The organism is Mesorhizobium sp. M1E.F.Ca.ET.045.02.1.1 (genome assembly GCF_003952485.1).
GTDB lineage: Bacteria > Pseudomonadota > Alphaproteobacteria > Rhizobiales > Rhizobiaceae > Mesorhizobium.
Genome location: NZ_CP034447.1, coordinates 6588825 through 6601657 on the forward strand (window position 1 = coordinate 6588825; position 12833 = coordinate 6601657).

Annotated in this window: 13 protein-coding genes; 8 read left to right on the forward strand and 5 right to left on the reverse strand. The window is 64.0% G+C overall.

Annotation, left to right across the window (positions count from 1 at the left end; all coding sequences use genetic code 11):
• Positions 1 to 87 precede the first annotated feature (87 nt).
• Positions 88 to 1209 carry an ABC transporter substrate-binding protein gene (locus EJ070_RS32285; RefSeq protein WP_126094962.1) on the reverse strand — a complete coding sequence of 374 codons (1122 nt, stop codon included), beginning with the start codon at positions 1207 to 1209 and terminating at the stop codon, positions 88 to 90.
• A 381-nt stretch (positions 1210 to 1590) separates the two neighbouring features.
• Positions 1591 to 1857, reverse strand: a complete 267-nt coding sequence (locus EJ070_RS32290; RefSeq protein ID WP_126094963.1) for a sel1 repeat family protein — start codon at positions 1855 to 1857, stop codon at positions 1591 to 1593.
• 436 nt (positions 1858 to 2293) lie between these two features.
• On the opposite strand from EJ070_RS32290, the gene EJ070_RS32295 reads away from it, so the two are divergent.
• From EJ070_RS32295 to EJ070_RS32310, 5 genes are all read left to right on the forward strand, one after another.
• Positions 2294 to 2635, forward strand: a complete 342-nt coding sequence (locus EJ070_RS32295; protein WP_126094964.1) for a DUF2147 domain-containing protein — start codon at positions 2294 to 2296, stop codon at positions 2633 to 2635.
• 312 nt (positions 2636 to 2947) lie between these two features.
• Complete coding sequence (locus EJ070_RS36540; RefSeq protein WP_189350201.1) at positions 2948 to 3100, forward strand: hypothetical protein; 153 nt, start codon at positions 2948 to 2950, stop codon at positions 3098 to 3100.
• A gap of 32 nt (positions 3101 to 3132) precedes the next feature.
• On the forward strand, positions 3133 to 3327 hold the full coding sequence (locus EJ070_RS32300) for a hypothetical protein (RefSeq protein WP_126094965.1): 195 nt from the start codon (positions 3133 to 3135) through the stop codon (positions 3325 to 3327).
• Positions 3328 to 3454: 127 nt separating this feature from the next.
• Positions 3455 to 4915, forward strand: a complete 1461-nt coding sequence (locus EJ070_RS32305) for an AMP nucleosidase (protein ID WP_245464746.1) — start codon at positions 3455 to 3457, stop codon at positions 4913 to 4915.
• A gap of 150 nt (positions 4916 to 5065) precedes the next feature.
• A complete protein-coding gene (locus EJ070_RS32310) occupies positions 5066 to 6076 on the forward strand; it encodes an endonuclease/exonuclease/phosphatase family protein (RefSeq protein WP_126095996.1) in 1011 nt (336 codons plus the stop codon).
• Between the two features lie 28 nt (positions 6077 to 6104).
• Here EJ070_RS32310 and EJ070_RS32315 read toward each other — a convergent pair whose 3' ends face one another.
• Together EJ070_RS32315 and EJ070_RS32320 are read right to left on the reverse strand one after the other, a co-directional pair.
• Complete coding sequence (locus EJ070_RS32315) at positions 6105 to 6695, reverse strand: DUF922 domain-containing protein (protein ID WP_126094967.1); 591 nt, start codon at positions 6693 to 6695, stop codon at positions 6105 to 6107.
• Between the two features lie 164 nt (positions 6696 to 6859).
• Complete coding sequence (locus tag EJ070_RS32320) at positions 6860 to 8539, reverse strand: electron transfer flavoprotein-ubiquinone oxidoreductase (protein ID WP_126094968.1); 1680 nt, start codon at positions 8537 to 8539, stop codon at positions 6860 to 6862.
• Positions 8540 to 8790: 251 nt separating this feature from the next.
• On the opposite strand from EJ070_RS32320, the gene EJ070_RS32325 reads away from it, so the two are divergent.
• The 3 genes from EJ070_RS32325 to EJ070_RS32335 all read left to right on the forward strand — a co-directional run bounded on the left by EJ070_RS32325 (position 8791) and on the right by EJ070_RS32335 (position 11618).
• Entirely contained in the window at positions 8791 to 9429 is a 639-nt protein-coding gene (locus EJ070_RS32325) for a hypothetical protein (protein WP_126094969.1), read from the forward strand.
• A 252-nt stretch (positions 9430 to 9681) separates the two neighbouring features.
• The gene (locus EJ070_RS32330; protein ID WP_126094970.1) at positions 9682 to 10596 is read left to right on the forward strand and encodes a uracil-DNA glycosylase; all 915 of its coding nucleotides are present in this window, start codon (positions 9682 to 9684) and stop codon (positions 10594 to 10596) included.
• Positions 10597 to 10808: 212 nt separating this feature from the next.
• Positions 10809 to 11618: a helix-turn-helix transcriptional regulator gene (locus EJ070_RS32335; protein WP_126095997.1), complete on the forward strand. Its 810-nt coding sequence runs from the start codon at positions 10809 to 10811 to the stop codon at positions 11616 to 11618.
• A gap of 224 nt (positions 11619 to 11842) precedes the next feature.
• Here the strand turns inward: EJ070_RS32335 and EJ070_RS32340 are convergent, their stop codons facing one another.
• Entirely contained in the window at positions 11843 to 12790 is a 948-nt protein-coding gene (locus tag EJ070_RS32340) for a DMT family transporter (protein WP_126094971.1), read from the reverse strand.
• Positions 12791 to 12833: the final 43 nt, after the last annotated feature.

A 12833-nucleotide genomic window follows, 5' to 3' on the forward strand; every position in this document is an offset into this window, starting at 1 on the left:
ACGGCGCCGGCGTCGTAGAGCGCCGACCGCCGCCAAAAAGAAAATGGCCGGACGAGACCGGCCATTTTCACTTACCTGACGGATCGCTTACGGCTTGATCGGCGCGTATTTGCCGTCATGCCACTGGTTGATGTCGTAGCTGGCGTTCTTCAGGTCGCCCTTCTCGTCGAAGATGACGTCGCCGACGACGGTGCTGATCGGCTTGCCGTCCTTCAGTGCCTCGGCGACTTTGGCCGGATCGTCGGTGCCGGCGCGCTTGACGCCTTCGGCAACCGCCTGGATCACGGCGTAGGAGAACAGCGTGAAGCCTTCCGGGGTGAAGCCGCCGGCCTTGATCTTGGCCACGGCGTCCTTGGCTTCCGGCTTGGCCTGCGGATCGGACGGGAAGACGAACATGGTGCCTTCGCCGGCCGGGCCGGCGACCTGCCAGAATTCCGGCGTGGCGATCGAGTCCGGCATGATCAGCTGGAACTTGACGTTCTGCTCGGCAGCCTGGCGCAGGATGAGGCCGGCCTCGGGATGGTAGCCGCCGAAATAGACGACATCGGCCTTGAACTCCTTCAGCTTGGTGACCAAAGCCGAATAGTCCTTCTCGCCAGCATTGATGCCTTCGTAGTCGACCTCCTTGAGGCCGCCGGCGTTCATCGTCGCCTTGACCACATCGGCAACGCCCTGACCGTAGGCGCTCTTGTCGTGCAGGACGACGACGTTCTTGCCGGCATATTTCTTGGCGATCCACGGGCCGATGAAGGCGCCCTGCGCGTCGTCACGCGTGTAGAGGCGCATGATCGTCGGCCAGCCAGACTTGGCCGCGGCGTCGGTCAGCACCGGGTTGGACGAGGCAGGGCTCATCATCAGCGTGCCGGATTCAGCATAGACAGCGGAAGCCGGAATGCTCGAGCCCGAGCAGGCATGGCCATCGACGAACTTGATGCCGTTGGCGACGATGCGGTTGGCCACCGAAACCGCCTGCTTCGGGTCGCACTGGTCGTCCTCGATATCGAGCTTGATCTGGGAGCCGTTGACGCCGCCGGCAGCGTTGATGGCGTCGGCGGCGGCCTTCGCGCCCTGCTTGAACTGGTCGCCGATCGTGGCGAGCTGTCCGGTCATCGGGCCGACCACCGAGATGGTGATGTCGTCGGCGAAAGCAACCGATGCGCTCATCATCAGGCCCAATGCGGCCGCGCTCAAAATACCCAATCTTTTCATGGCAATAAGAACTCCTCCACTTGCGCGCGGCCGTGCCGGCCACGCTGTTCCTGAGAGCCGGGACAATTCCACCCTTCGCCGGAACTGTCGAGAGGACAATACATACCGCTTTGGTTCATTTCGGCCAGGATTTCTTGGGCCAAGCCGCACTCAGCCGCGGCCGGGCGGAACGCCTAAAATGCAAAAGCCGCGCCGGCCTTGTCCCGGCCGGTCGCGGCTTTTGCAGTCGAGCTTTCCCGGCGCCCCCGCGCCTGAACCCGCTCGCTTCCCTGTGTCTGCGCAGCTAGGCAAAGTCTTGCCTGCCGCGTTCTTGCTCTTGTCAACCGGCCGTCTTTCTGCGGCCTTGTCCCCTGAAGACTTTCGGACCTCGGGCCTACAAGGTCAGTGCATCGTCATCCATTCGCGCGCTTCGCGCAGCGCCTTGGCGATCTCGACCTTCGACATCGTGGCCGAGAGTTCCGAGCGCAGTTCGGCGGCGCGGAGCGAACCCTTGATCGCGGCGATGTTGAACCATTTGTGGGCGGCAACGACGTCGGTCTCGCAGTCGCGGCCGGTCGCATACATCATGCCCAGTTCGAAAAGAATGTCGGCCTGGGCAGTTGCCCCCATGGCGCCGAAGCCGGCCTCGAGCATTTCAAAACGTGCCATTTCAATCCCCTGTCTGGCTCCCGAGAGCTGCCTCCTTCTGTCCCAGTTGTCCCTTGGGGCGGGCCGCTCTTTCGATGCTTTCGAGAATGACGGCTGGCCTTGAATCCGTCGTTAAATGGCTTGCTTAATTTGAAGAAAACAAAGCTAAAACAAGAGGTAAACGCGGAAAACTGTTAAGCATAGGAACCCAGCAATTGCGCCTTTTTGCGTTAAATTCGACGAAAATTTCGGGGGCCGCAATCAAGACTTCGCTAACCACGGAAACCGAAGCCTTTTCCGCTCGCGTTCAGTTTCAGTGACTAGCGCAGCTAAAAATCCTTGCAACCTTCCGTGGCGGCACCGCTTTCGTTTTGGCGGCGGCTGGATTAGCTTTACCTTTGCGTAAGGGACAGAGAGGCGGAACGAGCCCCGCCTGAATTCTGAAGGGAGGATAAACATGTTTCGAAAAGTGAGCCTGGCCCTGGCGGCCACCTTGATGATTGCGGGTGCTGCATGGGCCGACCCGATCGAAGGCAATTGGAAGACGCAGGCCGGCTCGACGGCGGCGATCGCCGGCAGCGACTCGTTCTCGATCACGCTGAAGTCCGGCAAATATGCCGGCAAAACCATCGGTTCCTTCAAGGCAGCCGGCGACAACAAGTACACCGGCACCATAACCGACCCGGAAACCGACAAGACCTATTCCGGCAAGGCAACGATTTCCGGCGCCTCGCTCAAGATGAGCGGCTGCGTGCTGGGCGGGCTGATCTGCAAGAGCCAGACCTGGCACAAGCTCTGATCGCCGCTTGAATGACCTGATGAACGGGGCCGCGCGGCCCCGTCTTCTTTTTAGGCCCCGTTTTCTTTTCAGGCGCCCTTTCGAAGCGCATTGCCGGACGCGGCGGTTTCCAGCGGCTGAAGCTCGTCGCCGGCGACGAGCTTCAGGTTCTTGTCTTTCCGCACGTCGTTTCCCAAAACCGCTGCACACTTTTGGCGACCTGCGTCAGCCAGATCGCGACCGTATCAATCATTTTGAACGGTAGATGAATACCGGTCTCAGAACCGGTTCAGAGGCATTCGGGCATTCTCCTCGCCATTGAAGGAGAGACCAATGCTTGTCCGCCGCTTCACCATCGTCTGCCTGCTGATGAGCCTGTTCGGCATGGTCTTCGCCATCCTCGTGGCCGAAGCCGGCCGTCCGGCCCGCTCGTCGGGAATGGCCGACACCTGCCGGCTGGACTGCATGAACCATTTCGACCGCTGAAACGACCAATACTCGAAACCGGAACCACCACCATGAACCGCATCGCTACCTCGACCCTCCAGACCCTTCGGCTCCTGCCGCGGGCGATGCTCATCCTGATGCTGCTTGCCGCTCCCGTGCTGGCGGTGCCGATGATGCGCGCCGACACCGGCTCGATCATCGAAGCGCCGACGCCGAAGAAGGCGGGCGTCGGCTTCGTGCTGCTGGTCAGCCTGCAGCGCGGCTGACACGGTCGAAGAAAAATACGCCGCAGGGCGAGCTTCGCGTCCGCCTCCCCCTCCCAAGTGCTCGTCCAAATCCCTATATTGGGCCATGGAAAAGCGAATCTACCCCCAAGCCATCGAATCGGTCGTCATGCCGGAGCCTTTCGGCAGGCAGAGCTTCGACGACGCCAAGAAGGCGGTCGCGGCGCTGCAGAGGCTCTACGACCGCAACACCAAATTCCTGCGCGATTCCTTCGCCGAACTCGCGGCCGGCGGCGACGAGAGCAAGCGCTACCGCGCCTTCTATCCGCAGATCGGCGTCACCACGACCTCGTTCACCCAGATCGACTCGCGCCAAGCCTACGGCCATATGCCGACGCCTGGGCATTTTGCCACCACCATCACCCAGCCGCAGCTTTTCGAGAGCTACCTCGTCGAACAGCTTCGGCTCATCATGCGCAATCACGGCGTGCAGGTGACGGTGTCGGAATCGACAACGCCGATCCCGTTGCATTTCGCCTTCCTGGAAGGCACCTATGTCGACGGCACGGCGGCCGAGCGCATCAAGCGGCCGATCCGCGACCTGTTCGACGTGCCGGACCTCGACGGCACCGACGACCAGATCGCCAACGGCACCTTCGAGGTGGCGTTCGGCGAGCCGAGGCCGCTGGCGCCATTCACCGCGCAGCGCATCGACTATTCGCTGCACCGGATGTCGCATTACACGGCGACCAGCCCGCAGCATTTCCAGAACTTCGTGCTGTTCACCAACTACCAGTTCTACATCGACGAGTTCGTCGCGCGTGCCCGGGATCTGATGGAAAAGGGCGGAGGCGGCTACAGTGAATTCGTCGAACCGGGCAATGTGGTGACAAAGGCCGGAGCCGGCGCGCCGAGCGACGGCACGCCGCCTCCGCGCCTGCCGCAGATGCCGGCCTATCATCTGAAGAAGCCGGGCCATGGTGGCATCACCATGGTCAATATCGGCGTCGGCCCCTCCAACGCCAAGACCATCACCGATCATATCGCGGTGCTTCGGCCGCATGCCTGGGTGATGCTCGGCCACTGCGCTGGCCTGCGCAACACGCAGGCGCTGGGCGATTATGTGCTGGCGCATGCCTATGTGCGCGAGGACCATGTGCTGGACGACGACCTGCCGGTCTGGGTGCCGATCCCGCCGCTGGCGGAAATCCAGGTGGCGCTGCAGGAAGCGGTGGCCGAGGTCACGGGCCTGTCCGGCTACGACCTCAAGCGCATCATGCGCACCGGCACCGTCGCCACCATCGACAACCGCAACTGGGAACTGCGCGACCAGCGCGGACCGGTGCAGCGCCTGTCGCAGTCCCGCGCCATCGCGCTCGATATGGAATCGGCGACGATCGCGGCCAACGGCTTCCGCTTCCGCGTGCCTTACGGCACGCTGCTGTGCGTCTCCGACAAGCCGCTGCACGGCGAACTGAAGCTGCCCGGCATGGCGACCGAATTCTACAAGCGGCAGGTGGCGCAGCATCTCACCATCGGCATCAGGGCGATGGAGAAGCTGGCCGAAATGCCGATGGAGCGGCTGCATTCGCGCAAGTTGAGAAGTTTTTCCGAGACGGCCTTCCAGTAGCCAGCGGCGCGGCGAGGCAATTCGCCGTCTTGCAAGGGCCGCAATTTGGCCGATAAGCAGGCCAGAGCGAGACTATCTCGCTCCAAACAGATTGCCGGCGGCATTCGGCAGGCCAAGACCGAGATGACAACAGGCGGCGCGCGCTCGAACATGACGGCTGGGGTGGCATTCCTGGCGATGATGGCACTGTCGGCTGCGCTGCTGGCCGGGTTCCTCGGCGCGCTGCACCCTGCGCTCGATTCCTTCTCGCATTTCCGCATTCACCTGAGCGTGCTTACGGCGCTGCTGGCGCTGGCGCTGCTGGCCAGCTCCTATCGGCTGCAGGCGACAGCGGTGCTGCTCTTCGCCATCGCCAGCTTCGCCACGACGGCTAGCGCCTTGCCCAAGCTGTGGCCGCAACAGGCGATCGCCAGACCCGCCGACCGGATCGTCTACAGCCTGCTGCAGATGAATTTGCGCTTCGACAATCCGACGCCGAAGAAGGTGCTTTCGCTGATCGGCCGGACCAATCCTGATGTGATCACCCTCGACGAGGTGTCGGGGATGTGGACGACCGAGCTTGGCTATATCACCGGCGCCTATCCCTACCGCATCCTCTGCCCCTACCCCAACGGCGTATTCGGCGTCGCGCTGCTCTCGCGCCGGCCCTTCGCCGCCGGCACAGCGCCGCATTGCGAACCGCGCGGTGCGATGGCGACCGCGACGATCGATTTCGGCGGAACCGGAGTCGACGTCGCCGCGATCCATTTGAGCTGGCCCTGGCCGCTCGAGCAGTACTGGCAGATCGGCGAGTTGTCGGAACCGCTGACCGCGCTCGGCGAAACGGCGATCGTGGCCGGCGACTGCAACGCCGTGCCCTGGAGCGCGGCCGTGCGGCGCGTCGCTTCGCTCGGCAAGCTGACGGTGATGCCGTCAGCCGGGCCGACCTGGATCCACCGGAAGCTGCCCGACTTCCTGCGGCGCTTCGCCGGCCTGCCGATCGACCAGGTGTTCAGCAAGGGCGGGGTGACGATCCATTCCGCGACCCGGCTGGAAGACACCGGCTCGGATCATCTGCCGGTGCTGATCGAGTTCTCGCTGCGGTCCGACGACAGAGGACCCAAGGACGAGCATGAGACGGCGCTGGCTTCTCTCGTGCGGCTCGGGAAGACACCGGGTTGACGTAGCGATCCTTCGCAGCATCGCGCCGCTAAGGCTTCATCAAAGCCGCGACCAAATGCTCGACATGGCCGCCGTCGCGGTGCTCCCGGGCATCGAAGGCATTCTGCTTGGCCTCGTATTCGGCATAGGCGGCCTGGATACGCTGGCGCGCCTCGCTGCGAGCCTTGTAGCAATAGGGATCGTCGGCGACCTTGAGACCGGTGATCGACCGCTCGGTGGCGCGCATCATTTCCCTGGCGATACGGCCATGGGTTTTCTCGTGGGCGCGCACACCGGCGAAAAACCGGGTCCATCGCTTCTTCAGCGCCGGCGTCGCCGAGGCGACGCGCGGAAAGGTGTAGAAGAGATTGAGCGTGCCATTTGCCTGCTTGAGCCGGCACGAGCCCTTGTCCGGGATGACGCCGAGCTCCCAGTCGGCCGTGTAGGCGGTCTGGGCGATGGCGTGCGTCATGAAGCCGTGCTTGGGGCCTTTGCTGTCCATGGCTTCGATAAGTGCCGCGCCGGAATTGCCGGCGATGTCATAGGTTCGCGTCTGGACCAGCACCCTGGTGCCGGCCGAGGCCTGCGGCGCGCAGAACGCGCCGAGAGCGACAAGGCATGTCAGAACCGCCAGGCGCATCGCCGTTTCTCCCTATCCTCAGGGAAAGGAAACACAAGCAGGCGGTGGTTTCAACGGCCTTGAGGTTGCGATGTCGCAACCTATTCGCAGGCAGGCGCCGCCGGCGGTGGCGCCCCCGAAGAGGTATGTCAGCGGCAGCGCAAAGCCTCTGGCAGTTGCCCCTTCTACATACCCTGATAGACAGGCCCCTCTCCACCTTGTGGCGGCACCCAGTTGATGTTCCGGTTCGGGTCCTTGATGTCGCAGGTCTTGCAGTGGACGCAGTTCTGCGCGTTGATGACGAAGCGCACGTCCTTGGCCGACGGATCGGCGGCGGCATTGCCGTCCTTGTCGACCCATTCATAGACGCCGGCCGGGCAGTAGCGGGTCGAGGGTCCGGCAAAGACGTCGTGCTCGGAGCGCTGCTGCAGCGCCATGTCGCCGACGATCAAGTGCACCGGCTCGTTTTCCTCGTGGTTGGTGTTGGACAAAAACACCGAGGAGAGCCGGTCGAAAGTGAGCACGCCATCCGGCTTGGGATAGGCGATCTTCTGATGCTTGGATGCCGGCTCCAGCGTCGCGTAGTCGGCCTTGCCGTGCTTCAGCGTGCCGAAGGGCGAGAAGCCGAACAGCGTGTTCAGCCACATGTCCAGCCCACCGATGCCGACGCCGATGATAGTGCCGAAGCGCGACCACAGCGGCTTGACGTTGCGCACCTTCTTCAGGTCCTTGCCGATGTCGCTGCCGCGCCAGGCTTCCTCGTAAGAGGTGAGCTCGTCGTTGGCGCGCCCGGCGCCAATTGCGTCCGCGACGTGCTCTGCCGCCAGCATGCCGGACAGCACCGCATTGTGCGAGCCCTTGATGCGCGGCACGTTGACGAAGCCGGCCGCGCAGCCCATCAGCACGCCGCCCGGGAAGGAGAGCTTCGGCACCGACTGCCAGCCGCCCTCGGTGATGGCGCGCGCGCCGTAGCCGATCCGCTTGGCGCCCTCGAAGGTGCCTTTGATCGCCGGATGCGTCTTGAAGCGCTGGAACTCCTCGAAGGGCGAGAGCCAGGGGTTCTTGTAGTTGAGGTGGACGACGAAACCGACAGCCACCTGATTGTCCTCGAGATGATAGAGGAAGGAGCCACCGCCGGTCTTCATGTCGAGCGGCCAGCCGAACGAGTGCTGCACCAGGCCCGGCTTGTGGTTCTCGGGCTTGACCTGCCACAGCTCCTTGAGGCCGATGCCGTATTTGCCGGGTTCGCGGCCGTCGGCAAGCCGGTATTTCGCGATGAGCTGCTTGGCGAGAGAGCCGCGCGCGCCCTCGCCGATCAGCACATATTTGCCCATCAGCGCCATGCCCGGCGCGTAGGCCGGGCCATGCGTGCCGTCCTTCTCGACGCCCATGTCGCCGGTGATGACGCCGGTGACGGCGCCGGCCTCATTGTAGACGAGGCTGGCCGCGGCAAAGCCCGGATAGATCTCGACCCCGAGCGCCTCGGCCTTGGTCGCGAGCCAGCGGCAGACATTGCCGAGCGAGACGATGTAGTTGCCGTGATTGTTCATCAGCGGCGGCATCAGGAAGTTGGGCAGGCGGAACGAACCGGCGGGGCCAAGCACCAGGAAATGATCGTCGGTCACCGGGGTCTTAAACGGATGGCTCTCCTCCTCGCGCCAGCCCGGCAGCAGGCGGTCGATGCCGATCGGGTCGACGACGGCGCCGGACAGGATGTGGGCGCCGACCTCGCCGCCCTTTTCGAGCACGACGACGGAAAGGTCGGGGCTGAGCTGCTTCAGACGGATGGCGGCGGCAAGCCCGGCGGGACCGGCGCCGACGATCACCACGTCGAATTCCATGCTCTCGCGTTCGATTTCGCTCATAGGCCCCTCACTGGCTCGCCATGTTCTCGCATTCTGCTGGCTCACGCGCTGCATAGCGCATCAATTCGCGACGCGAAACCGGCGCTGATGTGACAACGCCGAATTCGACAAAAAGTCGCGGTTTTCCATGCGAAACGGCCCACGGATAGGCCACTGCGAAGCATAGGCCAGAGCCCTTCGGTGGGAAGGCCAGGCCTGTCCGGCACGTTTTTAATTGTTTGGCGGCTTGCTTATCGGCAATACTTGGGCCCATGCGCACTCCCGAGCCATCCGGCTTTTCATTGAAGCGCTTACTCTTCACGCCCGGCGTGCTCTGCCGCGCGGTTCTTCCGCTCCTCTTCCTGATCGCCCCGGCGCAAGCCGATCCGCAGAAAGTCTGGGCGACCGGCGCCTACTCCTTTTCCGACGAGCTTGGCGGCTTCCGCATCACCGGCGCCTCCGGCGTCGGCACCAAGGAGAACCCGCTCATCATCACCGAGGAGCTGAATTCGGCGACGCCGGTGACGCTGACCATCCGCGCCACCCGGCCGATCGAGGCCTTCGGCAGGGCCGGCGACGTCGCCAATGGCGTCATGTACATGCGCATCGACGTGCTCAACAACAGCGCGCTCCCCTGGGTGGAATTCCAGTTCGAACTGCAGGAGATCCTCGACCAGCCGAGCGTGTTCGGCGACGGCCTGTCCTTCGACCAGCGCAACAAGGCGCCCGACAACATCGTCTCGAGCAACTTCGCCGATTTCGACCGCCAGTTCGAACCCTACGACCGGCTCTTGTTCAAAAACGGCAAGGTCGATCCGCTGAAGACGGCGACCTTCGAGTTCCTGATCACCGACTACACGCCGCGCTGGACGTTTTATCTGGTGCAGGACCCGCGCATTCCGACGGGGTGATCTGGATGAATGGTGCGCCCCTTGGAGATTGGCGAAATCGTCGGAACGCGTAATCTCCCCCCTTGAGGGGGAGATGGCCGGCAGGCCAGAAGGGGTCCTCGCGCGTAAAGCGCCAACCCGCTCGGGCCCCCCTTGGCGTCGCGTCCGGTCGAACCGACCCCCTCTGTCGCCTTCGGCGACATCTCCCCCTCGAGGGGGAGATTAACGGTCGCCAACCTTGCAAATCTGCGCTGCGCGGACGATGGTGACGCCATGACTGCCGCCTCCCCCAACACCCCGATCGATATCGCCGAGCTGCTCGCCTTCTATGCCAGCGCGGGCGTCGACGAGGCGCTGGAAGACGCGCCCATCAACCGGTTCGCCGAGGTCAGGCCCAAGCAAGCCGAGCGCCCGCCGGCGCCGGCCGCGCCCGTTCGGGAAAGCAGGCTTCAAGAAAGACAGTCATCCGGGCCCGACGCCAACAGGACAGCGGAGCGGCAGCCGTCTTCGCCCGGGCTGGATGCAAGTGGAATACCGGATGCGCCTGCGCGTCCAATGGCCGCCGCCGCGGTGCCTGACGAGGGGCAGGTTCTGCTCGCGCGGCAACTGGCGACCAGCGCCTCGACGCTCGACGAGTTGCACCGGCATATGGCGGCCTTCGACGGCTGCAATCTCAAATTCACCGCCAAGAACCTGGTCTTCGCCGACGGCAACCCGAATGCCGATCTGATGCTGGTCGGCGAGGCGCCTGGCCGCGACGAGGATTTGGAAGGCCTGCCCTTCGTCGGCCGCTCCGGCCGGCTGCTCGATCGCATGCTGGCCGCGATCGGCCTCGACCGGACATCGGCCTATATCGCCAACGTCATCCCCTGGCGCCCGCCGGGTAACCGCACGCCGACGCCGCACGAGACCGAGATCTGCCGCCCGTTCATCGAAAGGCAGATCGAGCTGGTCAATCCGAAGGTGCTGGTCAATCTCGGCGGCCCCTCCGCCAAGACGCTGCTCAACACCACCGAGGGGATACTCAGGCTGCGCGGCAACTGGCGGGTGCATACGACGGCGTCGGGCGTCGCCATTCCGGCGATGCCGACGCTGCATCCGGCCTATCTGCTCAGGACGCCGGCGCACAAGAAGCTGGCATGGCGGGATTTCCTCGAGGTGAAGGCGAAGCTGAGGGCGATTAGCTAATCTCCCCCCTTGAGGGGGAGATGTCGCCGAAGGCGACAGAGGGGGTCGCCTCGCATGGAGCGCCGGCGCCATTTAGCGTGGAGGCGGTTGAGGCGACCCCCTCTGGCCTGCCGGCCATCTCCCCTCAAGGGGGGAGATTCCTGCGCCGGCGAGCCTCACCGATGACCTCGCAAGTAATTGAAATCCCTCTCTCGCCGCCCTACTCATCCCCCATGACCACATCCGACATCTCCGCCGGCAGCCTCATTCGCGAATGGCGCACGCGCCGGCGTATGAGCCAGCTCGACCTCGCCATGGAGGCCGACATCTCGCAGCGGCATCTCTCCTTCGTCGAAAGCGGCCGCGCCCAGCCGTCGCGCGAGATGGTGCTGCATCTGGCCGAACAGCTCTCCATTCCTCTGCGCCAACGCAACCAATTGCTGCTCGCGGCCGGCTTCGCGCCGAGCTTCAGCGAAAGGCCGCTGAGCGATGCGACGCTGGCGCCGGCACTTGCCGCGGTCGAGACAGTGCTTCGAGGGCACGAACCCTTCCCTGCGCTCGCGGTCGACCGGCACTGGAACCTCGTTTCCGCCAACGCCGCGATCGGCCCATTCCTCGCCGATGTTTCCGAGCCGTCGCTGCTCAAGCCGCCGGTCAATGTGCTGAGGCTGAGCCTGCATCCGGGCGGTGTCGCACCACGCATCGTCAACCTGGCGGAATGGCGGGCGCATCTGCTCGAGCGCCTGAAACACCAGAACGACGCCACCGGCGACCCGGTGCTGATCGACCTGGAGAAAGAGCTGCGCGCCTATCCGTCCGGCCTGAAAAGCAGCCGACCGGCGCCGGTCGAGCCGAGCGGCATCGTGCATCCGCTCAGGCTCGCGCATGACGACACTGTGCTGTCTTTCATCAGCACGATCACAGTGTTCGGCACGCCGCTCGACGTCACGCTGTCGGAACTGGCGATCGAATCTTTCTTCCCGGCCGACGAGCAGACGCGAACGGTGCTGCTGCGGCTGGCGAAGGAGCCGAGCTCTCGATAGCTCAAACAGAAAGGTCCGAGGGACAGCACCCCCCTCTGGCCTGCCGGCCATCTCCCCCGCAAGGGGGGAGATCAGCAGCTTTGCCGACGGGCGCTCTTCCTGCAACGTCGGCGATTGGCGAAAGCCAAAGCGACATCCAATCTCCCCCTTGCGGGGGAGATGTCCGGCAGGACAGAGGGGGGTGTGAAGGAACTCGGCCTTTGAGGTTTCCTTTTTGAAACAGATCACCCCTGCGGCGGCGTCGCTCTTCGCGTCCGTGTGCGCTCCAGGCCCAGTTGCCGTTCGCGCCAGATGATGAAGATGCCGGCGGCAACGACGATCACGCCGCCGATTAACGTATTGAGCGACGTCACGTCGCCGAAGACGAAATAGCCGACTACGACGCCAAGGATCATCGAGGTGTATTCGAACGGCGCCACGACGGACGCCTCGGCATGGCGGTAGGCGGATGTCATCAGGATCTGGCCGAGCCCGCCGCAGAAGCCGGCCACGACGAGCAACGCGGCTTGCATCGGTGTCAGCGCCTGCCAGCCGAAAGGCAATGTGAACAGCGCCAGCACGCTCGCGGTCGAGGAGAACCAGAGCACGATGGTCGCCGTCTTCTCGGTCTGCACGAGATTGCGCACCAGAAGCATGGCGACGGCCGAGATTGCCGCGGCGATCAAGGCCGCCATGACGCCCAGCACCTCCTGGTCGTCCAGCGCCTCGTCGGAATTCAACAGCGTCAGTTCCGGCCAGGAAATGATGAGCACGCCGACGAGGCCGACGGCGACCGCGCTCCAGCGATAGACGCGGATCGTCTCGCCGAGGAAGACCGAAGAGAACACCACCACCAGCAGCGGCTGGGCATAGTTCAGCGTGATCGCCTCTGGCAGCGGCAGCCTGGTCAGCGCGAAGAAACCGAGCCCCATGGCGCCGACGCCGACGAGGCCGCGCGCGATATGGTTGAACGGCCGTTTCGTCGTGAATGCCGTGGCCAACTCTCCCTTGAATGCCAGGAAGGCGATGATCGGGAAAATGGCGAAGAAGGAGCGGAAGAAGACGATCTGCCCGGCGGGCACGTCGCCGGCAGCCTTGATGCAGGTCTGCATGCCAACGAAGACCGCCACGGAGACGATCTTGAGCGCAATGCCGCGCAGCGTGTCGTGGCCGACGGCATGATCGACGGTCATCTTGCCTCGTGACGATGGTCGGAAACGAAGCCCAGAAATAGAC

What these genes read in the sequence shown, in the direction of transcription:
- EJ070_RS32310 (WP_126095996.1), top strand. Translation starts at nt 5,066, where the DNA reads ATGACGGCTGGGGTGGCATTCCTGGCGATGATGGCACTGTCGGCTGCG.
- EJ070_RS32285 (WP_126094962.1), bottom strand. Translation starts at nt 1,209, where the DNA reads ATGAAAAGATTGGGTATTTTGAGCGCGGCCGCATTGGGCCTGATGATG.
- EJ070_RS36540 (WP_189350201.1), top strand. Translation starts at nt 2,948, where the DNA reads ATGCTTGTCCGCCGCTTCACCATCGTCTGCCTGCTGATGAGCCTGTTC.
- EJ070_RS32320 (WP_126094968.1), bottom strand. Translation starts at nt 8,539, where the DNA reads ATGAGCGAAATCGAACGCGAGAGCATGGAATTCGACGTGGTGATCGTC.
- EJ070_RS32290 (WP_126094963.1), bottom strand. Translation starts at nt 1,857, where the DNA reads ATGGCACGTTTTGAAATGCTCGAGGCCGGCTTCGGCGCCATGGGGGCA.
- EJ070_RS32300 (WP_126094965.1), top strand. Translation starts at nt 3,133, where the DNA reads ATGAACCGCATCGCTACCTCGACCCTCCAGACCCTTCGGCTCCTGCCG.
- EJ070_RS32295 (WP_126094964.1), top strand. Translation starts at nt 2,294, where the DNA reads ATGTTTCGAAAAGTGAGCCTGGCCCTGGCGGCCACCTTGATGATTGCG.
- EJ070_RS32315 (WP_126094967.1), bottom strand. Translation starts at nt 6,695, where the DNA reads ATGCGCCTGGCGGTTCTGACATGCCTTGTCGCTCTCGGCGCGTTCTGC.
- EJ070_RS32325 (WP_126094969.1), top strand. Translation starts at nt 8,791, where the DNA reads ATGCGCACTCCCGAGCCATCCGGCTTTTCATTGAAGCGCTTACTCTTC.
- EJ070_RS32305 (WP_245464746.1), top strand. Translation starts at nt 3,455, where the DNA reads ATGCCGGAGCCTTTCGGCAGGCAGAGCTTCGACGACGCCAAGAAGGCG.
- EJ070_RS32340 (WP_126094971.1), bottom strand. Translation starts at nt 12,790, where the DNA reads ATGACCGTCGATCATGCCGTCGGCCACGACACGCTGCGCGGCATTGCG.
- EJ070_RS32330 (WP_126094970.1), top strand. Translation starts at nt 9,682, where the DNA reads ATGACTGCCGCCTCCCCCAACACCCCGATCGATATCGCCGAGCTGCTC.
- EJ070_RS32335 (WP_126095997.1), top strand. Translation starts at nt 10,809, where the DNA reads ATGACCACATCCGACATCTCCGCCGGCAGCCTCATTCGCGAATGGCGC.